Raw genomic sequence first — 24,350 nt, 5'->3', positions numbered from 1 at the left:
CCATCAAGTCAGCGCTATAACTTTTCAGCTTGATTCAAAACCGCTTTAATCAACAGGGGTAAGATTATGATTAGTTCTCATGATACCCACACCGAGGACACTCGCCCACTGAACCGTGATCCGAAAATCGAATCCGTTTGCCGATTCTTGGAGGATATCGAATCCCATTTTAAATATAAAACCCTTTTACATACCCAGCACCCGATTTCCCGTAAATCTCTCTATGTCCCGATTCAAGTCACCCGTGAACGCAATTATCGTCATGAGGTGGAAACCTTCTGGGGATACGCGGAATCAGAAGCTGAACTGAAACGCGCTTATGCGATTAAAAATCGCGACGTAGAAGCCAAGCGTTATCGGGTTCCCTGGGAACAGGCAAAGAAAAACTATCAACGCTTGATGGTTTTGGCTGATCCGGGTATGGGGAAAAGTGCGCTACTCCGCCGGGAAGCCGCATTAACGGCAGCCAGTGAACGGCAGAAATTGGTGGATGCTCAAATTACTGTTGAGGATGTGGTTTTTCCCCTATTTATCCGCTTAGTGGATTTACATGAAACCGCAGATGATATTGCGGTGGCGATCGCATCCCTGGTTCAACGGGATTATCCCACAACCTGGGCGGATATTCAACCCTGGTTACAGGCGAAATTGCGTCAGGGGAAATGTCTGTTGTTGTTCAATGCATTAGATGAAGTTCCCAAACGCGATCGCAATGCCTTAGCCACGAAACTGAACCAATTCCTGGAAACCCATCCCGGTCCGATTATTTGTACCTCTCGGATTGTCGGGTATGGTGGCGCGTTTATTAATGGGGCAAAGGAAGTGGAAATTATTCCCCTGAGTCAACCCCAGATTGAACGATTTATTCATACCTGGTTTCAATATGGCACCGATTCAGACAAAGACGGGATTTCGGCGGCTAGCTTAATTGAACAACTGCGACAAAATCCTCAACTGCGGGGCTTGGCACAAAATCCTCGATTACTTTATTTACTGTGCAGCTTATATTATGAGCAAGTTCTGACATTACCCGCCCGTCGCAGTCAAATTTATCAGAAAACCGTCGAGTATCTCCTGAGTCAATGGACGCACCATCGGGGGTCAGATAGTGGGGTGAAAATCCGCTTATTGGAAGACCTTGCCTATCAGTTTACCTGTAAAGGGCAGGAGGTGTTTGATTCCCAAGAATTGAAACAGGAAATCGCTAACGCCCTAGAACAGGATCAGGGGTTAGAACCCTTACGCCAACAAACCCCCGCCCAACTCTTGGTGCAACTGTCTGGAGAACAGGGAATTCTGCACCGCTTGACTCAAGAAGGCGATCGCTATGTGTTTATTCACCGGATTACCCAGGATTATTTAACCGCCTGTTATTTGCAGCGGGTGATTCAAGACAATCCCAGTCAGGGTATGGCGTTGGTGAAAGCCCATTTGTGGGAGTATGATTGGCATCAAAGCATTAGTCTCCTGGCGGGGTTAATGGATGATCCGATTCCCTTATTCCAAGCCATTGTTCAGGAAAAAGATGATATCTTCTCGACCTTACTCCTGTTAACTGGACGGGCGATCGCTGAATGTAAGCAATTGTCTCATCCTTTAATTACCGAAGTGATTGACCACATTTATGACTTGTGGCATCATTACCCCTTTGTTGGCTTCATTGCTTCTACCGTTGTCGCCTTGGGGCAAACCAATTCCCAGATGGCAGAGAAGTTACAGCAGGACTTGGATGAGAAACAATATTATACCCGTAAGGATTTCGTCGCGGCGTTAATTGCCGCCTTGGGTCAAATTGGCAGTCCCTCCGCCGTCGCTACGTTAATTAAAGCCCTAAATCAGGGACCTTGGTATGTGCGCGGGGAAGCGGCGACTGCTTTGGGTTATATTGGCGATGCCGAAACCGTGAAAGCGTTAATCCCCGCCCTGCGGGATGAAGATACCGTGGTTCGGGGTGAAGCAGCAGCGGCGATGGGGCGGATTGGCACATCGGCGGCGATACAGGCGTTAATTATTGCCCTTCATGATAACGATAGTTATGTGCGGGGGGAAGCGGCGATGGCATTGGCGCAGATTGGCACACCAGAAGCCTTGCAGGAATTGGTTAAGGTGCTGAATCACCCGGATAGCTTTGTCCGTTGGCAAGCCAGTGGCGCGATTCATCTGGAAAATCCCACAGTCGTGCAGGCGTTAATCCAAGCCCTGAATCATCCCCAGGATCAGATTCGCGAAGAAGCGGCGATGGTATTGGGGAAAATTGCCACCAGGGAAACCTTAGAGGCGTTAATTCCGGCGCTGCAAGATGCTGATCCAGTGGTGCGAGAAGAAGCGGCGGAAGCTTTGGCGCGTTCTGGAAATCCTCAGACGTTGGAGGTGTTAATTCCAGCGTTAGCGGATACTGATCCGGTGGTGCGCCAGGAAGCAGCGGCGGCGTTAGGGCGGATGGGGACAACTCCGGCGTTAACCGCATTAATTCCGATTCTCCAGGATCAGGATAAACGGGTGCGAAAACAGGGAATTGAGTCATTGGGGAGAATTGGTACTCCAGCGGCGCTACAAGCGTTAATTCCCCTATTAAAAGATGGCGATGGGGATATCCGAGGCGCAACGGCGACAGCCTTGGGACGGATAGGTACTGCACCCGCATTGCAGGCATTAATGCCCTTGCTAAAGGATAATGACTGGTTTGTTCGGGAGCAAGCGGCAATGGCATTAAGTCGGATTGGCACCCCGCAGACATTGGAGGCGTTGTTGCAATTCCCGACAACTGAGATTGAACGCCCGGAAATCTTGACCTTGATTCGCACATTGGCGGTGCGGTTTAGTCGGGAGAAGTCCCCGTTAGTGCCAGTGTATCCGGAGTTAGTGGGAGCTATGGGGGGATTCCGTCGGTTGGGGCGGAAGTTGAGTGGAAAGCGATAAAACCCATTGGTCATTGGTCATTCGTAGGGACGGTAGGGTCTGTAGGGGCGACCCGCTTGGTTTGATGAATAACACCACTCCATTTAATTAAGTCGGGTCGCCCTGTCCTAGCGATCGCTCCTCAACATTTCCCCCTCATCCCCTAACCCCTTCTCCCACCGGGGGAGAAGGGGAACCGGATGCTTGCTTGGTTTAATCAACAACACCACTCCATTTAATTAGGTCGGGTCGCCCTGTTCTCGCGATCGCACTCTCGGTTATCCGGGTTTAATGGAAATGCGATCGCGTTTTCAGATATGGATAGAGATGTTTCGGCGGAGGAGTCTCTACCATAAGGTTTCTATCTACTCCTCAACATTTCCCCCTCATCCCCTAACCCCTTCTCCCAACCCCCTCGTTCCCCCCTGCGAGGAGGGATGACAGAGGATGCTTCGCTTTTGTTGCATGGGAGAAGGGGAACCGGATTCTCTTGCTCCCCTCTTGCTTCCCTCTTGCTCCCCTCTTGCTCCCCTCTTGCTCCCCTCTTGCTCCCCTCTTGCTCCCCTCTTGCTCCCCTCTCCCAAGCTTGGGAGAGGGGCTGGGGGTGAGGGCTGGCGTGGGAGAGGGGTGAAGCTTAAGTTGACACCAATGCCCCGCTTTACTTCATCAACAACACTATTCCATTTAATGCGATCGCGTCGCCCTGTCCTAGTTTACTCACCAACGAGTGTTTGATACTCACCAACGAGTCTTTGATACTCGCCAACGAGTGTTTGATACTCGCCAACGAGTGTTTGATACTCATCGACGAGTGTTTGATACTCACCCACGAGTGTTTGATACTCGCCCACGAGTGTTTGATACTCGCCCACGAGTGTTTGATACTCGCCAACGAGTCTTTGATACTCGCCAACGAGTGTTTGATACTCGCCCACGAGTGTTTGATACTCGCCCACGAGTGTTTGATACTCATCGACGAGTCTTTATCGCTCTTTTGTTGTAGTGCGTTTAGCAAAGCCATGCCGCAGGCTTTGCATCTTGCTCGCTACTAATACCCAATTTAAATGCATGACAGCTTAGAACACTCAGGTGTCTCCCTGTCTCTGCGTCTCCCTGTCTCCCCATCACCCCCATTGGCTACAGTAAGAAAAGAGGATTCAAGGCTGGCTGATGACAGAGAACGAACTACTCCAACTCATTGAACAGGCGGCGCGGGAAGAATGGACAGAACTTGACCTCAGCGACAATAATATCCAAGAACTGCCTGCCGAAATCGGTCAACTCACCGCCCTGCAATCCCTTTACCTCATCGGCAATAATATCCAAGAACTGCCTGCCGAAATCGTTCAACTTACCTCCCTGCAATCCCTTTACCTCTACGGCAATAATATCCAAGAACTGCCTGCCGAAATCGTTCAACTCACCGCCTTGCAATCCCTTGAGATCATTGGCAATAAACTCCAAGAACTGCCTGCCGAAATCGGTCAACTCACCGCCCTGCAATCCCTTTACCTCTACGGCAATAATATCCAAGAACTGCCTGCCGAAATCGGTCAACTCACCGCCCTGCAATCCCTTGATCTCAGCGACAATAATATCCAAAAACTGCCTCCTCAAATCGGTCAACTCATCGCTTTACAATCCCTTCAGCTCTGGAACAATAATATTCACGAACTGCCTGCCGAAATCAGTCAACTTACCGCGCTACAATCCCTTTACCTCAGCGATAATAATATTCACGAACTGCCTGCCGAAATCGGTCAACTCACTTCCCTGCAATCCCTTGACCTCAGCTTCAATAATATCCAAGAACTGCCGCCGGAAATTGTTCAACTCACCTCCCTGCAATCCCTTGACCTCATTGGCAATAAACTCCAAGAACTGCCGCCGGAAATTGTTCAACTCACCTCCCTGCAATCCCTTAACCTTCGCGGCAATAAACTCCAAGAACTGCCCCCGGAAATTCAACAACTGCCCAACCTAAAAACACTAGATTTACGCGGTAATCCACTACCCATCCCCCCAGAAATTTTAGAAGGAAATAAGTTGTTCACAAACCCTGGCGATATCCAAGAAATCCTCGACTTCTATTTCCGCATCCAAGACCCCACAGAAACCGCCCCCCTCTACGAAGCCAAATTCATTATCGTCGGCGAAGGCGCAGCCGGAAAAACTACCTTAGCCAAGAAAATCGAACGCGAAACCTACGAACTCCAACCCGATGAAAAATCCACCCAAGGCATTGACGTTATCCAATGGCACTTTCCCCACGCCAACGGACAAGACTTTCGCGTCAATATCTGGGACTTTGGCGGACAGGAAATCTATCATCAAACCCACCAATTCTTCCTCACTAAACGTTCCCTTTATGCCTTAGTCGCCGATGACCGCAAAGAAAACACCGATTTTTACTGGTGGCTAAAAGTTGTCGAACTCCTCAGCGACAATAGCCCCGTTTTAATCATCAACAATGAAAAACAAGACCGTCAATGTCCCGTCAACGAACGCCAACTCAGGGGAGAATTCACCAATCTTAAAGAAGTTATCCCCGCCAACTTTGCCACCAATCGCGGACTTGATCACATCAAAGACGCCATTCAACAATATATTACCCACCTCCCCCACGTTGGCACCCCTTTACCCAAACTCTGGGTACGAGTTCGTGCAGCCTTAGAAAACGATTCCCGAAACTATATTACCCAACAAGACTACGACCAAATTTGCCAGCGGAATCAATTAACTGACCGCAAAGATAGGCGGCGTCTCAGTCGCTATTTACATGACCTCGGCGTCTGCCTCCATTTCCAAGATGACCCCACCCTAAAACACTATATTATTCTCAAACCCGAATGGGGAACCAGCGCCGTCTATAATGTCTTAGATAATCCCACGGTTCAGAACAATCTCGGCTGTTTCACCCAAGACACCCTGGCTGATATTTGGCATGAAGATGAATATAACCAAATGCAGGATGAACTGCTGCAATTAATGATCCGGTTCAAACTCTGTTACCCCATACCCAATCAGACGAATACCTACATCGCCCCTCAACTTTTAGATATCAATCAACCCGACTACGATTGGGATGAGCAAAATAATCTCATCTTGCGCTATGACTACGACTTTATGCCCAAAGGAATCCTCACCCGCTTCATTGTCGAAACCCACCCCTGGATAGAAAACCAAACCCTAGTCTGGCGCAGTGGCGTAATCCTCAACAAATACCAAACCCGCGCCGAAATTATCGAATATTACTATCAGCGCCAACTCAAAATCCGGGTATCCGGAAACCGCCAAAAAGAACTCCTGGCGGTAATTACCCATGAACTGGAAAAAATCCACCAGTCTTATGAACGATTGCGGTATAATACCCTCGTTCCCTGTAACTGTCCCGAATGCTTAGGCAGTCCTAATCCCTATTCCTATCGCCTGGACAATCTTCGCAAACGCTTAAACGCGGGTCGCTATGAGATTGAATGCGATAATAGTTATCAAATGGTGGATGTACGCCGTTTAATTGATGACGTGAACCTCTCCCCCTACCCGCAAGACCAAGCTGATAAACTAGGCATAGACTCACCCGTTGATAAAGCTACAGATTCCCGATTACAACAGGAACTGATTCAGGAAAGAGAAGCCTCCTTTACCCATCCCCACCGCCAAACCTCCGCCAAGGATTCCCCGATGAATGAAGCAAACGCCGCCAACTTCGAGAAAGAAATCTTTATCTCCTATGCTTGGAGAGGGGAAAGTGAGGAATTTGTCAACCGTCTCGATCAGGTGTTTCAATCCCAGGGAATCACGATTGTCCGGGATAAGCGAGACTTAGGCTATAAAGGGCTAATCAAGGAATTCATGGAGCGTATTGGACGCGGGAAATGCGTTATTATTGTGATTAGCGATCGCTATCTCAAATCCCCTAACTGTATGTATGAACTCGTCCAGATTGCCAAAAACGGCGAATTCTACAACAGAATCTTCCCGATTGTCTTATCTGACGCCACAATTTATGACCCAATAGACCGGGCTGATTATATCATTCATTGGCAACAGGAAATCGATAAACTCGAAACCAAAATAAAATTAATCGCCTCTGCCGCCAACCTCCCCAGTTTACAACGTTCCATCAACGAATACACCGAAATTCGCGCCACAATCGATGGACTCACGGATACGCTACAAAACATGAACACCCTCACCCCCGACATTCACACTGAATCGGGATTTAATATTTTAATTAACGCCATTCAACAGCAAATTGATAAATAATCATTCACTGGTAGGGGCGGGTTTAGGGATACAATGAATGGGAATACCGATAACTTACCCACAAAACCCGCCCAGATTCAACAGTATTGGGGTTCCGTTACATAAGACTATTGTAGGGGCAGGTTTAGGGATAAAATAAATGGGGATAAGCTGTTCGGCATTTAAACCTTAATGTCAATAATGGCGAAAGCCTTGCCGTAGTGCGAGCATCTTGCTCGCTACATTGAGCATCTTGCTCGCTACCCATTCCCAACTTAAATGCATGACAGCTTACCCAATTTAAATGCATGACAGCTTACCGATAACTTACCCCCAAAACCCGCCCAGATTCAACAGTATTGGGGTTCCGTTACTATTATCAGGGGATTCAGCCTATGGGAAGACAATACGCCGTCATCGGTACAGGCGCGATTGGAGGCTTTTACGGCGCTTGCTTACAAAAAGCTGGACTCGATGTCCATTTTCTCCTCCGGCGCGATTATGACTATGTAAAAGAGCATGGTTTGGCAATTTCGTCAACCTTAGGAGACTTCACCTTACCCCAGGTGAATGCCTATAACCAGGTCAAAGATATGCCCGCTTGTGATGTCGTCTTAATCGCCCTCAAAACAACCCAAAATCATCTCCTCCCACACCTGCTTCCGCCTCTGCTTAAACCTGGAACTGTGGTGATTACGTTACAAAATGGATTAGGGGTTGAACCTGAAATTGCTACCATCGTCGGGGAAACTGCTCAGGTATTAGGGGGACTCTGCTTTGTCTGTTCTAATAAAATTGGATTGGGTCAAATTCACCATCTCGATTATGGTCAAATCCAGCTAGGTGCCTATGGAAATAACCACCAACCTCAAGGAATTACGTCAACAATGCGTCAGATTGCGGCTGACTTTGAACAAGCCAATATTCCGATTCAGCTTGCTGAGAACTTACTCCTCGCCCGGTGGAAAAAATTGGTGTGGAATATTCCCTATAATGGTCTATCTGTCGTCTTAGATGCGACAACGGATGCGATGATGAAGGATAGTTATGGGTATCAGATGGCGGAACAATTGATGCGAGAAGTCATAGCTGGGGCGGCGGGGTATGGTTTAACAATCAAAGAGAGTTTTATTCAAAAGATGCTGGATTATACGATGAAAATGAAACCCTATCGCACCAGCATGAAAATTGACTATGATTGTCATCGCCCATTAGAAGTCGAAGCCATGTTTGGCAACCCAATGCGGGCGGCGCAAACAGTTGGGGTGGCGGTTCCCCAAATAACCATGCTTTATCAGCAATTAAAATTCCTAGATGCCAGAAATACCGCGATTGGGAATTAGGGATTAAATCCTGACGTGCCATGGTTTATGTGTAGGGGCGGGTTTAGGAAAATTCATGTTGCCATGGCTGATAACTTTTATGCAAAACCCGCCCTGACTAACTTTTGATTTTTGCCCACAATTGCGGCGCGACACAGCTAAAATTGTGGAATAGATTTGACGATTAAATCGGGCGCAAGGATGGTGCCCCTACAGTTTCTCTACGTAAGCGGTAAAGCGTTTAGGAAATTTCGTGTTGCCATGGCTGATAACCTTTCTGCAAAACCCGATATTTGTAGGGGCGGGTTTAGGAAAATTCATGTCGCCATTGCTAATAACCTTTAGGCAAAACCCGATATTTGTAGGGGCGGGTTTAGGAAAATTCATGTTGCCATGGCTGATAACTTTTATGCAAAACCCGCCCTGACTAACTTTTAATTTTTGCCCAAAATTGCGGCGCGACACAGCTAAAATTGTGGAATAGATTTGACGATTAAATCGGGCGCAAGCTTTGCGCCCCTCTCCCAAGCCAGCCCTCACCCCCAGCCCCTCTCCCAAGCTTGGGAGAGGGGAGCAAGAGGGGAGCAAGAGGGGAGCAAGAGGGGAGCAAGAGGGGAGCAAGAGGGGAGTAAGAGACAAGAGGGGAGTAAGAGAATCTGGTTCCCCTTCTCCCGTGCAAAAAAAGCGAAGACAGCGCAACGACGAACCGATTTTATTCAAAAATTACGGATAGTTCAACCGCCTCCTGTTCCGTTAAACCGAAATATTGGGCGCGAATGGTTTTTCCTGATTCTACAGGCATTAAGGGTGTAATTGTTCCTAAGGATAATAAATCGCCTTGTCTGAGTCGCTTACCCACGGATTTCAAATCATCCCGTAACCATAAAACCACATCTAAGGGATGTTCTAATAATGCATTAAAGGCGGCTAAAACTTCTTGATTTGGCAAGCCGTGCGTTTCTGATTGGCTGTCGCCTCAACCGTACTTAGTCCAAAAATTTGACTCCCCAATAAAATTGTGAGAACACAGGATTGCCAATAGTTATTTGTCATTTATCATTCGTCTTATGTCATTCGTTATTTGTCTTATGTCGAATGTCACTGACTTAAGCTAGGTTCGTAGTAGGCACGAAGCGTGCCAGAAGCGCTAAAGCGCTTACTACAAACTCTAAAGTCAGTGGCATTGGAAAAATCCTTCCTCATCTTCCTCATCTCCCCCATCTCCCCCATCTCTACTCGTCACTATCTCCAGGTAACTTTACCTCTTCTAACACCTTCAACCCTGCCAAAAATTGTCGATCATTGCTAATATGAGGAAACTTCAACTGAGAATCGGGAACGCCTCGTTCTAACTGACGCTGACGCAAAATAGCAAAACTACCCGGTGCTAAAATTCGTAGGCGGGGCGCGGGGATATAATTATCAGGTCGTTTTACCGCATAAGACGTATTCGCGTCTTGCAGTTGATGGTCAAAACGAGTAAGGAATAGTTGAGGATTGTCCAGACGTTGACCCGGTGCTAACTCAATATTCACAAAATAATGGGGAGTGATAATACTCTCTGAAAGTGTTAGACAAAAATCTTCTAAAGGTACGTCAAATTCCTGTTGTAAGGCTTGCATCACCTGAGTGGCATGGTGTTCCGTTGTCTTCTCTGTGGTAGCCGACATCGTTCCGCCGCGACGATACCGGAAAACAATTAAGGGCGTCTTATTGTAAAATCCAACAACTTCGATTACGTCGCCAATATCGTAGCGATAAAACCCACTATAATTTGTGGTTAAGAGGCGATAGTGTTCCCCTACCTTAACCTCCGTAGCCAGTAGGGTTTTGGGATGTTCGGCGTCCCATTGATCTTGGGGAACAAATTCAAAGAAGCCGCTTTCAATCGCCAATACACTCCCATCGGTATCTACATCGGGGTAGATACTAAATGTTGCTTCTGCTGAAGAATAAACCGCGCCAAAGACAGGCGTATCCTCAAAATAATCAGGAAAGCGCTGAAAGTAAAAATCAGATGTACCGCCGCGTGCGGTGGCGACAAAGGATAAATCCGACCAAACTCGTTTCGGCGTTAGGCGTCCCTCTTGGTTTAAAATATCTCGTAGTTCCCGCGCCCGTTCCGGATAAGCTGACCATTGATGCTCTAATTGTGACCGAATCCCCGATTCTAAGTCCAGCCAATTGGCGATTGTCCCTTTGTCTAAATCCCGAATTAAATCTTCGGCGTAGGTTTCCAAATAACTTGCCGTTCGTAGCAGGAGCATGGGAAAATTAGCAATCATCCCTCGCATCGTGCGATCGCGTAGCGCAAACAGTAAGCAAACGTAATGGCGGGCGAGGCTATTCCCCGGTTGCAGGGTTTCAAAGGGATGGGCAAACAGTTGTTGGTAGAGAAACTTCCCCATCCGTAGTATACCGACACTCGCTGGACCATACTTGACCCCTCCTGGCGTGCGTCCCAGCAGTTGTACGGAGTTGGTAATCAAGAGTTTACCAAACTGGCGCTGGCGAGTCTTCAGCGCATCAACCAAGAAACCCATGCTGGTTAAATTCGCCCCTCTTAGGGAATTCTGAAACCGTTTGGTAACAGGAATCAGCTTCTTTGAACCCGTCGAACCACTGGTGAGATTAAGATAGACAACGGGGTCAGGGGTTAAAATATTCGACTCCCCCTGGAAAATACGTTCCGTGTAGGGTTCATAACTACTATAGGGCAGAACCGGGACGCGATCGCGAAATTGGTCGATGGTTCTAATCTCTCTCAACCCCCATTTCCGCCCTAGTTCGGTGTTCTGATACCGTCGCAACAGCGTCAGCAGAAACCGTTCCTGTACCGCCTCCGTCTGATGCGTCTTATTCACGAAATTGGCTTTAACCTGTCGGGTTAGCGTGGTTAACAGGGGCAGTATATAGTTTGACATGACATCCTCACACCAGTTGAATTTGAGCGGATATTGAGCGTTTCTGGTTAGCAGACTCAGTTTTTGGCAATTTTTTCGGCATTTTTCGGCAGTTTATGGTATTTTCTAATACCGTATCGTTGTCCAGATTCCTATCCTGGTTTGCCCATGACCGATTACAAATTTCATCATTTTTGCCACTTCTTTGATAAATTGTCAAGTGTTTTCCCCATCTCCTCGGATATCGCCCCAATCTCTGATGTTTAATGCCAGAGGGGTTATTGATCTGGATGGAGTTGATCCCAAGTTGCGTTCAAAGATATAATTTCCACTCCCTCTGCTTCCCCAGCTTCCCCTATCTACTATGTTTGAGCGCAACTCGGTATGAACCCTTGCCAAGATGCGCTTTGTTTAGTCTTTGTTCCCGTTTCTCAACTGTTCCCGACTGCTAGACGTTTCAGCGGCTTACCTGATAATCGACAATCTTTTCTCAGGAGTTTGATGTGCCAATGAACCTTTCGATTTCCTCTGTACCGCGTGTCGATATATCCACCCTCACGCCAGAAGCCTTTCGCCAACGCTATCAACAAACTTGGACACCTGTCGTGATTACTGGATTGTTGGAGAATGAACCAGACTGGACGCTGGAGTATCTTTGTGCCAAAATTGGCGATCGCGAGTTTATGGTGCGGAACTACGAACGGGCTAATTATAACAGTGGAGAGGCTAAACGTTCTCGTGTCGGTAGTGGCGTTGCCTTAGAAACCATGCGATTCTCTGACTATGCCGAACTTTTACGCCGTGGCGAAGTTCAAGAGAATGATCTTTATCTGGGGAAAGCGCCCCTCAAGACTACCCCACTAACCCAAACCTCTACCTGGAAAACCTTGGGCGACAAACTTGGTTTTACTCAACCTGTCACCGACTTTAAAATGTATATGGGTTCAGGAAGCCATCGCTCTGGATTGCATTACGATATCCTGGATAATACCCTGATTCAACTGCATGGGGTCAAGAAAATTGTCTTGTTTCCTCCCTCTCAAACCTACAATCTTTATCCCTTTCCTATTCTCGGTCATTTACGTCATGGGATGAAGTTGCGGTGCTGTTTTAGCCAAGTATCTTTAGACCATCCCGATTTTGACGCCTTTCCTAAATTCAAGCAAGCCCTAGAACACAAACAAGAGGTCATTTTAGAACGCGGAGAAACGCTTTATTTACCTGCTAGCTGGTGGCATGATGTCAGCGGAATTGATAACACCATGATGTGTTCAGTCAATCGATTCTGGCGCATTTATCCGGTTAGACGCGCCTTGCTGAATTGGGAACGATGGCGGCCTATCCTGGGGCTTGTCTGTGCTATTCCTTATATAGGAGGAAATTTAATCACGGCTTTAGTTCAGCCTCATCCCCAATCCACAATTCGCCAAATCTTGTACAGAATTTAAAAACAATTAAAAATTAAACTAGCCTTTGTTTTCTATCTACTCTTAAGGGGTTACTGTTTTTAGCTATATCAGGTGCGTTACGCTGCGCTAACACACGATGGCGGCGTGGCACAGCTAAAATGGTGGGATAGATTTGGTTCGTAGTGAGGGAACCTCAGCCCTCTCCAGCTAGGCGTTAGAGAACTAAAGTTCTCACTACAAACTGCATCTTGCTCGCTACTAATATCCAACTTAAATGCATGACAGTTTATAATTATGCAATCTAAGAATTAAAATTATGCAGCCAATGCATATTCAACCATATTTTGTATTTAAATATACGAAACCTACCTGGCAAGGGTGTGATTCTTGTAGCGGACATCGGGGAACCGTAAACAAATTACTTCGGTTAAGTGAGAGCAATTGACGAATTCAATGGATAAAACAATTGCTCGATTAAAATTGCCCCCATTCTGAAATTTTTACACAGGATTAAGTAACAGATGCTGCAAGAATTATGGTCATTTCGCGGTCGATACCGCATTTTACATCTAACGTGGTTCGCCTTCTTTCTCTCCTTTGTCGTTTGGTTCAACTTTGCCCCATTAGCGACAGCCGTACAAGAAGAATTAGGGTTGAGTGCGGCACAAATTCGGACATTGGCGATTTGTAACGTAGCGCTGACGGTACCGGCTCGGATTATTATCGGTATGTTACTCGACCGTTTTGGTCCACGGTTAACCTATTCGGTGTTGCTGGTTTATGCCGCCATTCCTTGTCTGGCGTTTTCCCTGGCACAAGATTTTAGCCAATTAGTGATCAGCCGTTTAGCCCTAAGTATTGTGGGTGCAGGCTTCGTGATTGGTATCCGCATGGTGGCGGAATGGTTTCCCCCCAAAGAAATTGGCTTGGCTGAAGGAATTTATGGGGGATGGGGTAACTTTGGTTCGGCTGCATCTGCCTTTGCCCTACCCACAATCGCGGCGTTATTAACGGTTGGCGCTGGGGGTGGATTGATCAACTGGCGATTAGCGATCGCACTCACCGGTATTATTGCTGCACTCTATGGCGTCTTTTACTATAGAAACGTTCAAGATACACCTCCGGGTAAAGTTTATCAGAAACCCAAGCGTCACGGTGGCTTAGAAGTCACCACCAAGCGGGACTTTGGATTCCTGATGCTGATGAATGTTCCTCTGGTGGGTGTTCTGGCTGTCTTGGCTTGGCGTTTAAGTAATGTTGGTTTCTTAGATCAAACCGGATTAATTATCACCTGGTTAGCACTGTTAGGGTTATATCTGTTCCAGGCTTACAAATGCTGGGATGTGAATAAAGACCTGATGACCAATCAAAAACGCTATCCTGCGGATGATCGCTATAACTTCTCCCAAGTTGCGCTTCTAGAATTAACGTATGTGGTCAACTTTGGTTCAGAATTAGCCGTTGTTTCCATGCTTCCTGCCTTTTTTGAAGGAACATTTGGATTGAGTAAGCAATTAGCCGGAATGATTGCTGCTAGTTATGCGTTTATGAACTTAGTTTCACGTCCCGGTGGCGGATTAATTTCAGATACTTTAGGAAGCCGGAAATGGACGATGACGGTGTTGACGGGTTGCATGGGAATTGGCTATCTGATGTTGAGTACCGTTAATGGGAGTTGGTGGCTACCTGCTGCGGTTATTCTCACCATGGGGTGTTCCTTCTTTGTCCAAGCTGGTGAAGGGTCTACTTTTGCCATGGTGCCGTTAATCAAGCGCCGAGTTACGGGTCAGATTGCGGGGAATGTTGGGGCGTATGGTAATGTGGGTGCTGTTGCCTATCTCACCCTATTTAGCTTGCTCCCAGAAGGTGATATCGGCAACCGCGTTTTCTTCCAAACCTTAGGAGTTACAGCATTAGTCGTTACCTTCCTCTGTTGGTTCTTCCTCAGAGAACCTAAAGGATCTTTTGCGACACATCATGAAGGTGAAGAAACCGAATTGCCAGTCGAAGGTGTTCCAGTTTTGGTGGATGAACAAACCCATTGATTTTGATGATTCATTATTAATTTAGATCCCTTTGTGAGGTACAGTCTTCTAAGCAAGATCCCCGACTTCTTGGAGAAGTCGGGGATCTGTCTGCACTTACTGTGATAGCCCAGGTTCATCGTCAACGGTTTCAATCCCGTTGCCGGGATTCATTATAAGGAAACTCTCGGTCAGGTTGTTATCAACTTTACAGAAAAGTTTCAATCCCGTTACCGGGATTCATTATAAGGAAACCTCAGACCCCCTCCTGTGTGCGATCGCGAAACCCAACATCCCAGAAGACTGGTTCGGATGCGATCGCGTTTGCCCACTTTATTTTCACACCATTCTGTAAAATTAGCATTTCTCCAATGTAATTTTTTCATATCCCATGACTTTTTGTGGCTGTTTATACCAAATCAACACTTTTATTTCCTTAACCTGAACCCAAAGATAGTCAAAAAAATATGAATTCTAAATCTTAATTCCCTGTTCCCTGTTCCCTGTTCCCTGAAAAAATCTATGACTAACTCAACAAAAACACTTTGTCCCTATTGCGGTGTGGGCTGTGGTTTAGAGGTCACACCACCCGCCCAATCCGGTAAAGCCACTCATCGCGATAGTGAAGGAACACCAATATGGCGAGTACGGGGCGATCGCGATCATCCCTCCAGCCAGGGAAAAGTTTGTGTCAAGGGAGCGACAGTAAGCGAATCCTTGGATAAAAATCGTCTCAAATATCCGATGATGCGAGACTCCCTAGATCAGCCCTTTCAACGAGTCAGTTGGGATGAAGCCCTCGATCGGATCGTCCTGCAACTGCAAACCGTCCGCTTTACCCAAGGACCTGAAGCCATCTGTATGTATGGTTCCGGTCAATTTCAAACCGAAGACTATTATATTGCCCAAAAATTACTCAAAGGCTGTCTGGGTACAAACAATTTTGACGCCAATTCTCGCCTCTGTATGTCTTCCGCCGTCTCAGGTTATATCCAGAGTTTCGGGTCAGATGGTCCCCCCTGTTGCTATGAGGATTTAGAACAAACGGATTGTGCCTTTTTAATTGGTACAAATACCGCCGAATGTCACCCCATCGTATTTAATCGCCTACACAAGCATTGTAAAAAGAACCGTAAGGTGAAAATGATTGTGGTTGACCCCCGGCGTACTTCCACCGCAGAAGCTGCTGATTTACATTTAGCAATTCGACCAGGTACGGATATAGACTTGCTGAATGGAATAGCCCATTTACTAATGCGTTGGGGGAAAATTAATACCCTATTTATTGATGACTGTACGCGAGATTTTCCCCTCTACGCCGATATCATTCGCCACTATCCCCCCGAACTCGTAGCGCGTAAGTGTGGGATTCGGTTAGATGAATTGGAAAAGGCGGCTCGATATTGGGGAGATGCGGAACGAGTATTATCCTTGTGGTCCATGGGGATGAACCAATCCTCGGAAGGAACCGCCAAAGTCCGCACATTAATTAACTTACACCTGATGACCGGAACCCTTGGTAGACCCGGTTCTGGACCCTTTTCCCTCACCGGACAACCTAACGCCATGGGGGGACGAGAAGCGGGGGGACTGGCGCATATTCTCCCTGGTTATCGGTTGGTGAAAAATCCCCAACATCGAGCCGAATTGGAACAATTGTGGGGACTCAATCCGGGGCAAATTTCCCCAGAACCGGGTTTAACGGCGTGGGATATGATTCTGGGCTTAGAGACAGGTGCAGTCGGATTCCTCTGGATTGCGGCGACGAATCCGGCGGTGAGTATGCCCGATTTAGAACGCACGAAAGCGGCGTTGAAGCAGTCCCCGTTTACGGTGTATCAGGATGCCTATTATCCTACAGAAACGGCCGCTTATGCTCATGTCATCCTTCCCGCCGCCCAGTGGAGTGAAAAAACGGGAACGATGACGAATTCTGAACGGGTGGTAACCTTATGTCCCCAATTCCGTTACCGAGTTGGCGAATCTAGAGCCGATTGGGAAATCTTTGCCGAAGTTGGCAGGCGTTTAGGGTTTAGGCAACAGTTTGACTTTGCGGATTCGGCGGCGGTGCATCGGGAGTTTGTGCAACTCACCCGTGGGCGGGTTTGCGATATGACGGGTATTAGCTATGAGCAGTTACAGGAGGCTCCAATTCAGTGGCCCCATCCGGAAGAAAACCCGGATGTAGGGGCGGGTTTTACCGATAAGGTTTTGCCCACCTCTAACGTGACTAAATCCGCCCCGACCAATTCAAAACGATTGTATACAGATTGGCGCTTTCCTACCGCCGATGGACGGGCAAAGTTTGCCGCGTATCATTCACGGGGATTGGCAGAACCCCCTGATCCAAATTATCCATTGGTCTTGACAACGGGACGCCTTTATGGTCATTGGCACACCCAAACTCGGACGGGTCGAATTCCCAAGATTCAGCAAATGCATCCGCAACCGTTCCTAGAAATCCATCCCCGTGATGCCCAGAAATTGGGGATTGAAGAAGGGAATTGGGTGGAAGTGCGATCGCGCCGGGGCAAAAGTCGGTTTCCGGCTCAGGTAACGAAAGCGATCGCGCCAGGGACGGTATTTGTGCCGATGCATTGGGGGGCGTTGTGGGCAGCGAATTCCGAAGCGAACGCCTTAACCCATCCAGAGTCTTGTCCGGATTCTGGGCAACCGGAGTTAAAAGCCTGTGCGGTGCAGGTGAGTTTAGTTCCAGAGTCCGCAGAGGTGTTATGGGAACAGGAGGTTGAGCAACAGTCGATTTTGGGCAAATAATTCCGATTTGAGTGTCCACCAGTAGGGTGGGTTAGGCGGTGCTTCGTAAAAAAACGAACCATCTAATCCTATATCCGCCGTAACCCACCAGGTTATCAACAGCGCCATTGAGTAAAGGGCGACCCGAGTCAATTGAGGGGACGCCGTTGTGAATTGATGCAAGCGGGTCGCCCCTACCATAATCAACCGTAGGGGCGCACAGACGTGCGCCCTTTGTCAGACGTGCGCCCTTTGTCAAAACCCGCCCCTACCATTCATCCCCGAATCACCACAATGGCACGATTTCCGGGAGTTTTTGCCGACTCTGTAGTTGTGCGATCGCTAATCGGGGAAAGTCCTTGGCGCTGGTCGAAAATCACCAGCCAGCCTGTATCTAAACCCAACCCCGCCAGATAACGATCCAGTTGTTCTAACCCAGCTTTTATCGGATCAGGACGCCCCTCGCGCCACACTTTTAACTCCATCCCCAATGTGACATCCCCATAACGCAGACATAGATCCATCCGGTCTGTACCAATGGCATATTCCCGTTCCAATGTACCGCCTCCATTCACCACCCGATGCAAAAATGCCATGAGTACCAGATGAGGCGCAATCTCATGATACGGCGCACTTTTGAGTAAGGGTTCCCCATGCTGTCGCCAAAAACTAAGAAACGCATTTAGGAGTTCCCCTGGAGCAAGTTTTCCGTCTGGAGTCAGCCAACTGGGGGAAATTTGCGGTAAGGAGGCTTGCGGGGTTTGGCTTAACACCCGAGGGAGTACCTCCTGATAGATGGGATTCGCGATCGCTAATCCGCCCTGGGAACTCATGCAACACAAGCCCAAATCAATCAGGAATTGGACATCATCATTGGGAATATCCCCCAACTCCCGACCGACGAGCATGGGTTCAATAATCGCCCGTACCCGGTCTTCTTGCAATAGACTAGCTAAACTATCCAGGTGAGTATCTTGCCGTTGAATCAATATTTCCTTGGCTTGCTCGATATGATCCACCGTAATCACCTGTTGCGGATCAGGCAAAATGACTTCCACAATTTCTTTAGCTAAAGCATTGACTAACCAGGGTTGACCCTGGGTTAAGTCAAATGCTCGCTGTACTGCCTCACGCTCAAAAACCTGCCCGGTTTCGCTGGTATGCTGCTCGTACAATTGGGCGACTTCTTTGGCGGTAAAATTGCTGAGGGTTAAGGATTTAATCTTGATATTGAAGGGACTTGAGGTGTTCAAGCGATTACTCCCCCCAGACGCGACTTTATAATCCCGTACATCCCGCACCCCAATCAGCGCCAGAGAGTGAGGAAATCGTTGGGGACGTTTGGGATACCCAGAACGCAATTGACGCAGTACCGAAATTAGAGTTTCATCCTGCAACGCATCAATTTCATCGATGAACAGGACAAGGGGACGGGGGGAGATTTTTGCCCAAGCCCTTAATGCGGACTGGATACGCTGTCCGGGTTCTGCCGGAGACCATTCCGGTGGATGGAGTTCCCAGGGTAAATAGTCTTCGGCATTCTCGCGCCAACTGCCCAGCATGGCGTTTTCTGCGACACCTGGATCATGGGGGAAGGCGGCTCCTACTTCTGCGGATACCATGACGGCGGTGTATTGTTCGCTGGCGGTTAACTGTTGGGCGAGGGCAAGCATGGCGGTGGTTTTGCCCGTTTGCCGGGGCGCATGGATGACAAAGTAGCCCTGCTGCTCAATCAGTCGGTCTAGGTTAGGGAGTCGCGCTAGGGGCGAGAGCATGTAGTGGATATCGGCTTTGCAAGGACCTGCGGTGTTAAACCATTTGGGCATGAGTTTTGAGGTTTGAGTGTGTAGGGGCGGGTTTAAGCTGTTATGCATTTAAATTGGGTATTAGTAGCGAGCAAGATGCTCGCACTACAAGGTTTTCACCCTTACTGACATTAAGGTTTAAATGCCCAACAGCTTATGGGTTTGAATGTCGCTATTGATGATAACCTTTCTTCAAACCCGCCCTGACCGAGTTTTGAGGGCTTTTAGCCCATTTCTTTTTGTCACAGATAGGGTCAAAGATAGCAGTTTTTTCTGGGGGACCAGCCCCCCAGACCCCCCGATGGGGGACGAGTGCCTCCCCCATACCCCCTGCACAACGCTTCGCTAATTCCATACCTCATCTGGTGATCTTCATCTGTCAATAAAGATGTCAATAAGACTTTATCTTTGAAGATATTAATGTCGCTAACAACCTGATTTTAAAAGGGTTTAGATGTCCTGGATTCACTTAAATTAACGGGAATTTCGATAATAAATTCTGTGCCTTTGCCTAAATCAGATACACAGCTAATTTTACCTTGGTGTTTGTCTACGATAATCTGGTGACTTATGGCTAACCCTAACCCTGTGCCACTTCCCACTGGTTTGGTGGTGAAAAACGGGTCAAAGATATGCTGACGCACATTTTTACTCATGCCAATTCCGTTATCGCTAATCCGAATAATAATGGATTGGGGGAAGTTTTTAGTGTTGAGTGTTGACCCAAGGCTAGGCTGATCTGGAACCTGGTTTGTAGGGGCAGATTTAGGAATTTTCGTTTCGCTATTGATGATAACGTTTGTGCGAAATCCGCCCTGACTGACTGTTGAGTTAACCTCCTCATTTCCCCTACTTTCAGACGCGCCATGGCACGTCTCTACACGCTCCTGTGTACCTCCCGATTCTCTATTATTAGAGACTTCGGTGGTGATCGTAATCAATCGAGGTTCGGCTTTACAGTCTAAGGCTTCAATCGCATTATCAAAGATATTGATAAAGACTTGATTTAACTGGCTGGCATAACAGGCAACTTTGGGAAGTTGGCTATAGTGTTTAATCACTTGAATTTCTGGGCGATTGCCTTCAGCCCGGAGTCGGTGCTGTAACATGAACAGGGTGTTATCTATGCTTTCATGAATATCAACAGGTTTTAATTCTGCTTCATCTAATTTGGAAAAGCTTTTGAGCGATCGCACAATTTTTTCGATGCGTAGAATCCCGACTTCCATGGAGTTGATCACCTTAGACCAATCCTCGACCATAAACTCTAAATCGATATCCTCACTCAGTTGCTGAATCTCGGCGGTGGGTTGAGGATAGGTTTGCTGATACAGTTGCACCAGATGTAATAAGTCTTGGAAATAGTTACGGGCATAAGTAATATTGCCGTAGATAAAGTTGGCGGGATTATTGATTTCATGGGCTACACCACCAATCATCCGCCCTAAACTGGACATTTTCTCGGTTTGGATCAGTTGGGCTTGGGTGCGTTTTAATTCTTTCAGGGTGTCTTGTAGCGCTTTGGCTTTTTTCCGTTCGCGGGTTTCTGATTCCTGCAATTCTAATTCCATTTGTTTGCGATCGCTAATATTCCGGTGAGTACCTGTCATCCGCAGGGGTGAACCGTTTTCATCCTCAGCGACGACTTTCCCGTAGTTGGAAATCCATTTATAGTTCCCGGATTTCGTTCGGAGTCGATAGTCTAATTTGTAGGGGATGGAGTGATTGTGTAAATGCGCCTCTAACAGTTCCATCACCCCCGGTTTATCATCGGGATGGATCAGGTTTTCCCAAGTGCTGACGTGTCCTGAGAGTTCATCACGCTCATAACCCAGCATATCAAACCAGTGACGGGAGAAATACACCTCTGCGGTGTTGACATTCCAATCCCATAACCCATCTCCTGAAGCGTCTAATGCTAGTTGTAAGCGTTCTTCACTTTGGCGTAAGGCGGCTTGCGATCGCGCCCGTTCGATGGCAATTTTGGCAAGGTAGAGAATTTGGTCAATTAAGTCTTGATCTAGGTTAGTTGCGGTTTGCGGTTGGTGATAATACCCAGCAAATGTACCTAAGATGCTGCCATTACTGGATAAAATGGGGACAGACCAACAGGCTCGCAACTCATGAGCTAAGGCTAAGTCTTTATAATCTGCCCATAAGGGATCAGTGGCAATATCGGTGACAATAACCGTTTCTTGGCGATACGCCGCCGTACCACAGGAACCTACGCCCTCCCCAATTTCCACACCATCGATCGCTTGATTATAGGTATCAGGTAAACTCGGTGCTGCACCTAAGCGCAGTTTCCCCTGTTCATCGACTAAGAGAAAGGAACAGCGCATTTGCCCAGAGCGTTCCTCAACAAATTGGGTTAAGGCTGCCAAAATATCGGGGAGGGGAGCATCGGAAGCAATCTGTTTCAGGAGATCATTTTGCTGTTCTAGCACCATTTGGGCTTGCTTGCGTTCTGTTATATCCAGAACGGTTCCCATTAGTTTAATCACCTGATTTTGGGCATTCAGGACAGGTTGACCTCGACCTTCTAGATAGCGAATTTCACCATCGGGACGAATAATTCGATATTCAATCGTATAGGATTGAGGAGTCTTGATCGCGTTTTTTACCTGTTTGGTAAATAAAGGACAATCATCGGGATAAATCCAACTCAGATGTTGCTTATAGGTGAGCGGTTCTAGTTGAGGTTCTAGCCCATAAATTCGGAAGAGTTCCGTTGACCAAATAATCTCTCCCGTCAGCAGATCAGACTCCCAACTACCAACAGATGCAATTTTCTGGGCTTCGGTGAGTCTGGCTTCAGACAGGCGCAGGTTGGCTTCGGCTGTTTTGCGATCGCTCATATCAATCGCAGTCCCCAGGGTTTGTTGGGTTGTCCCGTCTGCATCCTGTTTAAACACGGTTTCTTGGGCAAATAACCAACGCCATTCCCCATTTTTGTGGCGCATCCGGTACTCTAACTCAAAGACTTCCCCCACGTTGGCATATTTAATGCGTTGTGCATGATCCGAGAGGATGGCAAAATCATCCGGGTGCATCAGCCTAGAGAGAACCTGGTTTCCCATCTGTTGGATTTCTGCGGGGGTGTAACCTAAAATTTCATGGATTTCCCGGTTCGCGTAGATATTACGTTGTTCTACCCAGTCATGAATGTAGATAATATTCGGATTGGCATCATTAATCGCCTGTAACCAGCGCTGAGACTCTTGCAGGGCTTGATCCAGTTGCTGGCGTTCAATTCCCACCGCGATTTCATTCGCAACCGAGGCGAGGGTATCCAGAGTCGATAGGGATAAGGGATGACGGGCGAACATTGCCATAACCCCCACCAGTTCATTGTTTACGATCAGGGGATAACCAGCAAAGGATACCATTCCTTCCCGTCGCGCCCAGTCTGGATCAGTGATTTCCGGATCATTGAGAATATCATTGGTGAGATGGGGTTGGCGTTGGCTAGCGATGCGACCAATTTTTAAATCACCCACGGGGACTCTAGCATGAGCGCCATTAATATGAGTGTACAATCCCGCCGAGGCTTGTAACTCTAAGATATTGTCTTGGGAATTCAGCGTCCAAATTCGGGCAAAGGCGATATCAAGGTGTTGAACAAAAGCCTGAGTACAGCGAAACAGCATCGCGGATAACTCACTTTCCTGACTCAAGGCAAATCCGATATCTGAACGCAAAGCTAACCGCCGCGCATGTTCGGCTAACTCGGCTTCGGCTTGTTGGCGATCGCGGATTTCTTGGTGCAACTGGGTGTTTTGGTTCTGGAGTTGCTGGGTTAAGAATTTGAGATGTAGATGAATTTTAACCCGGGCTAACACTTCATCCAGTTGAATCGGCTTACTAATATAGTCAACCGCCCCTAAGGATAATCCTTTGACTTTCGCCTCACAATTCGACGTATCCACCGCCGCTGTCATAAAAATGACGGGAATATCTTTGGTTTTCTCCCAGGCTTTCAGATGACGACAGGCTTCAAACCCATCCATGTCTGGCATCATCACATCCAGTAAGATCAGATCGGGATTCAGCTTCTCTAAGAGTTTCAGCCCTTGCTCACCACTTTTAGCAATTCGCACCTCAAAGCCAGCGTCTCTCAAGAAATCCGAAACCAGTTTCAGATTCTCTGGCGTATCATCGATGACTAGAATTTGTGCATATCCTTCAGAATTCTGCATCTCTCCCCAGACGTTCGTCAACTCGTTTGGGGAATCTGGATGTAACTGAGAGTTTGGATAGAGTGACATTTTAGCTTAGTTTCCCTTGCCCGGTAATGCCATTCTATTCGCTTGGCACGGGATGGGGTAGATAAGGAGTCTAGTTTTACTCAAAATTTAACTTAGCTAGCATCAGCGAGACGATTTTCCGTAAAGAGGGCGGGTTTTGTCTGTTGAATTATCTCAGACTATCAACATTGATCCCTAAACCCGCCCCTACATTTAACGATTCGGTAAATTTAACCTGCCAGTTTGCCATAACAGTTGACGTTCAAGCAGGCGATCGCGAAGATTTAATCGTAGTAGTCGAATTGTCACTCTACCTCAGCAATGCTTTAGCCTTAGCCATTCGCACCAAATGTTCTAAATATTCATAACTTTGCCAAATTTTTTCTTCATCAGGTGTTAACCCGACAGTGCGATTTTTCTCCAACAAGGTTTGAATTTGAGTTTGCAAAGCTGGAGAGGGGCGCAGGGCAATAATTTCTTCGGGTGTTGGTAGAGTTGCTAAGAATTCCAAGACTTCAGCCATCCCCGAAAAACCAACATGAGTGTGTGCCTCAAATTCTCGTAAACCCAGTTCCAGAATTTGAGGTAAGCAATTCTCCAGAGCGTTAACTCTTGTGCTACATCGTCAGGAAGGTCAAAGGTAACTTGCATGGGAAAAATTATCTAGGATATAACGTACTATTTTACAGCGCTTTTCAAGTAAGTGATGTACACAGACAGATCCCCGAATTCTTGCAGAA

General features: G+C 47.4%; 14 protein-coding genes and 1 pseudogene. 8 read left to right on the top strand and 7 right to left on the bottom strand.

Going from position 1 to position 24,350, the window contains the following annotated elements; all coding sequences use genetic code 11:
* Positions 1–66 precede the first annotated feature (66 nt).
* The 4 genes from RH949_RS08865 (at position 67) to RH949_RS08850 (ending at position 8,489) form a co-directional block, all read left to right on the top strand.
* Positions 67–2,919, top strand: coding sequence for an NACHT domain-containing protein (locus tag RH949_RS08865; RefSeq protein ID WP_446352598.1), 2,853 nt, complete (start codon positions 67–69; stop codon positions 2,917–2,919).
* Positions 2,920–3,625: 706 nt separating this feature from the next.
* Complete coding sequence (locus RH949_RS08860; RefSeq protein WP_446352597.1) at positions 3,626–3,901, top strand: hypothetical protein; 276 nt, start codon at positions 3,626–3,628, stop codon at positions 3,899–3,901.
* A 167-nt stretch (positions 3,902–4,068) separates the two neighbouring features.
* Complete coding sequence (locus tag RH949_RS08855; RefSeq protein WP_446352596.1) at positions 4,069–7,167, top strand: leucine-rich repeat domain-containing protein; 3,099 nt, start codon at positions 4,069–4,071, stop codon at positions 7,165–7,167.
* Positions 7,168–7,541: 374 nt separating this feature from the next.
* The gene (locus RH949_RS08850) at positions 7,542–8,489 is read left to right on the top strand and encodes a putative 2-dehydropantoate 2-reductase (RefSeq protein WP_446352595.1); all 948 of its coding nucleotides are present in this window, start codon (positions 7,542–7,544) and stop codon (positions 8,487–8,489) included.
* A gap of 691 nt (positions 8,490–9,180) precedes the next feature.
* Here RH949_RS08850 and RH949_RS08845 read toward each other — a convergent pair.
* From RH949_RS08845 to RH949_RS08830, 4 genes are all read right to left on the bottom strand, one after another.
* Entirely contained in the window at positions 9,181–9,417 is a 237-nt protein-coding gene (locus RH949_RS08845; protein WP_006103613.1) for a hypothetical protein, read from the bottom strand.
* Positions 9,396–9,521, bottom strand: coding sequence for a hypothetical protein (locus RH949_RS08840; protein WP_006103625.1), 126 nt, complete (start codon positions 9,519–9,521; stop codon positions 9,396–9,398). Before RH949_RS08840 ends, RH949_RS08845 begins: the two co-directional genes overlap by 22 nt.
* A 179-nt stretch (positions 9,522–9,700) precedes the next feature.
* The gene (locus RH949_RS08835) at positions 9,701–11,392 is read right to left on the bottom strand and encodes a GH3 auxin-responsive promoter family protein (RefSeq protein WP_446352594.1); all 1,692 of its coding nucleotides are present in this window, start codon (positions 11,390–11,392) and stop codon (positions 9,701–9,703) included.
* Positions 11,393–11,399: 7 nt separating this feature from the next.
* On the bottom strand, positions 11,400–11,591 hold the full coding sequence (locus tag RH949_RS08830; protein WP_006103723.1) for a hypothetical protein: 192 nt from the start codon (positions 11,589–11,591) through the stop codon (positions 11,400–11,402).
* A 289-nt stretch (positions 11,592–11,880) separates the two neighbouring features.
* Here RH949_RS08830 and RH949_RS08825 point away from each other — a divergent pair, with 289 nt between their 5' ends.
* The 4 genes from RH949_RS08825 (at position 11,881) to RH949_RS08810 (ending at position 17,579) form a co-directional block, all read left to right on the top strand.
* Positions 11,881–12,819, top strand: a complete 939-nt coding sequence (locus RH949_RS08825; RefSeq protein ID WP_446352593.1) for a cupin-like domain-containing protein — start codon at positions 11,881–11,883, stop codon at positions 12,817–12,819.
* A gap of 482 nt (positions 12,820–13,301) precedes the next feature.
* On the top strand, positions 13,302–14,825 hold the full coding sequence (locus RH949_RS08820) for an MFS transporter (protein WP_446352592.1): 1,524 nt from the start codon (positions 13,302–13,304) through the stop codon (positions 14,823–14,825).
* A 175-nt stretch (positions 14,826–15,000) separates the two neighbouring features.
* Positions 15,001–15,159, top strand: a complete 159-nt coding sequence (locus tag RH949_RS08815) for a hypothetical protein (protein WP_446352591.1) — start codon at positions 15,001–15,003, stop codon at positions 15,157–15,159.
* Positions 15,160–15,326: 167 nt separating this feature from the next.
* Positions 15,327–17,579 (top strand): molybdopterin oxidoreductase family protein, encoded by a 2,253-nt coding sequence (locus RH949_RS08810; RefSeq protein WP_446352590.1) that lies wholly within the window; start codon positions 15,327–15,329, stop codon positions 17,577–17,579.
* Between the two features lie 254 nt (positions 17,580–17,833).
* Here the strand turns inward: RH949_RS08810 and RH949_RS08805 are convergent, their stop codons facing one another.
* The 3 genes and pseudogenes from RH949_RS08805 to RH949_RS08795 all read right to left on the bottom strand — a co-directional run bounded on the left by RH949_RS08805 (position 17,834) and on the right by RH949_RS08795 (position 24,261).
* The gene (locus RH949_RS08805) at positions 17,834–19,384 is read right to left on the bottom strand and encodes an ATP-binding protein (protein WP_446352611.1); all 1,551 of its coding nucleotides are present in this window, start codon (positions 19,382–19,384) and stop codon (positions 17,834–17,836) included.
* Positions 19,385–19,803: 419 nt separating this feature from the next.
* Positions 19,804–23,631 (bottom strand): PAS domain-containing protein, encoded by a 3,828-nt coding sequence (locus RH949_RS08800; RefSeq protein ID WP_446352589.1) that lies wholly within the window; start codon positions 23,629–23,631, stop codon positions 19,804–19,806.
* 289 nt (positions 23,632–23,920) lie between these two features.
* Positions 23,921–24,261, bottom strand: a pseudogene (locus RH949_RS08795) (hypothetical protein).
* Between the last annotated feature and the right edge of the window lie 89 nt (positions 24,262–24,350).

Origin of the sequence: Coleofasciculus sp. A1-SPW-01, from assembly GCF_040217205.1 — a bacterium.
In the GTDB taxonomy this organism is placed as follows: domain Bacteria; phylum Cyanobacteriota; class Cyanobacteriia; order Cyanobacteriales; family Coleofasciculaceae; genus Coleofasciculus; species Coleofasciculus chthonoplastes_A.
Note: the sequence above shows the minus strand (reverse complement) of the source record. Positions and strands in the feature narration are given on the sequence as shown.

Bases quoted from the DNA above. Each gene is read 5' to 3' on its own strand.
- RH949_RS08865 (WP_446352598.1), top strand. From the start codon at position 67: ATGATTAGTTCTCATGATACCCACACCGAGGACACTCGCCCACTGAAC.
- RH949_RS08855 (WP_446352596.1), top strand. From the start codon at position 4,069: ATGACAGAGAACGAACTACTCCAACTCATTGAACAGGCGGCGCGGGAA.
- RH949_RS08850 (WP_446352595.1), top strand. From the start codon at position 7,542: ATGGGAAGACAATACGCCGTCATCGGTACAGGCGCGATTGGAGGCTTT.
- RH949_RS08840 (WP_006103625.1), bottom strand. From the start codon at position 9,521: ATGACAAATAACTATTGGCAATCCTGTGTTCTCACAATTTTATTGGGG.
- RH949_RS08835 (WP_446352594.1), bottom strand. From the start codon at position 11,392: ATGTCAAACTATATACTGCCCCTGTTAACCACGCTAACCCGACAGGTT.
- RH949_RS08825 (WP_446352593.1), top strand. From the start codon at position 11,881: ATGAACCTTTCGATTTCCTCTGTACCGCGTGTCGATATATCCACCCTC.
- RH949_RS08820 (WP_446352592.1), top strand. From the start codon at position 13,302: ATGCTGCAAGAATTATGGTCATTTCGCGGTCGATACCGCATTTTACAT.
- RH949_RS08810 (WP_446352590.1), top strand. From the start codon at position 15,327: ATGACTAACTCAACAAAAACACTTTGTCCCTATTGCGGTGTGGGCTGT.
- RH949_RS08805 (WP_446352611.1), bottom strand. From the start codon at position 19,384: ATGCCCAAATGGTTTAACACCGCAGGTCCTTGCAAAGCCGATATCCAC.
- RH949_RS08800 (WP_446352589.1), bottom strand. From the start codon at position 23,631: ATGTCACTCTATCCAAACTCTCAGTTACATCCAGATTCCCCAAACGAG.